Origin of the sequence: Paenibacillus sp. P32E, assembly GCF_001909085.1 — a bacterium.
Classification (GTDB): Bacteria; Bacillota; Bacilli; order Paenibacillales; family Paenibacillaceae; genus Paenibacillus_AQ; species Paenibacillus_AQ helianthi.
In genome coordinates, this window is record NZ_LVYY01000059.1 from 1 (window position 1) to 1,009 (window position 1,009).

At 51.0% G+C, this 1,009-nt stretch carries 1 pseudogene; it reads left to right on the forward strand.

The window, feature by feature from the left end:
- Positions 1-664 precede the first annotated feature (664 nt).
- Positions 665-1,009: pseudogene (locus A3848_RS32510) on the forward strand (hypothetical protein); the annotation flags it as partial.

Sequence of the window (1,009 nt, forward strand, 5' to 3'; positions counted from 1 at the left end):
AAAGTGCCGTAGCCGAAGCAGACTTCCGGCAACCGAAGGTTGCCGGAAGGGCAGGGTGTCTTCCGTAAGGAAGAATCCGAAGGGCCTGCAGGCAAAGTCCAGCCCGGAATGCAGTGAACCAGAGGTGGCGGCGATGCTGGGTGACCCGCCGTAAAAACGGGGAAACCTATACGAAATCGTATATCTTACAGGAAAACACACAAAGGGAAATGACCTGCAAGACTCATCGACGTGATTAGGGTCAGGATGGATGGAACAGAAGGTGCAGATAACTGAGGGAAGTCTCGTAGTCTCCTTGATGCAAACGCGAACAAGGTAGGGGCGGTATAACCGAAAGGGAAAACCAAGCCGAAGGGTTGCGAGATGGCGGATCGTTCCGTAGTAGTGAGCAAGTCCGGGCCAATGAAAGCTGGTAACAGTCTGGAGGAGAAAACCCGGATGAGTGTGCGCCTGGAATTTTTTTTTTTTTGAAGGCGAGCAGCCAGAGAAAAAAAAGTGGTGCCGCATACCCTGCTCTCACTCCAAAAGAGGAGAGACAGAGGCGAAGGGAACGTGCTTTGTCAAAGACTGTGAGTGTTCGCGAGTGGATATCGTAAGCGCCGTAAACCAGCGAGGGTTTGACCGAGAGGGTGAGGCCCGCCGAGAGCGAGAGAGCGCTTGGGGAATGAGGCAAACTGGCGACCTGAGTACATCCAAGGCAGCAGGAGCGATTGAATTTTTTTTTTCTAACACGCAGTTGCCGGGATGGAACAAGAAAGGAATCGATATCTGTAACGGAAACAAGACCAGCCTGGTGAGTAGCGGTAAAGGTGGTGAAACACCAATGAAACCGAAAAGACGTTACTATTCCCTAATCGATAAGGTTTACCAAATGAACAATCTGGACGAAGCCTGGCTGTCGGTGAAAAAGAATCAAGGAAGTGGCGGTATCGATGGTGTCAGCATCGGGATGTATGAGAAGAATGTAAGCACGAACCTAAGGGAACTCCAAAGGTTATTGCAGCAGGGC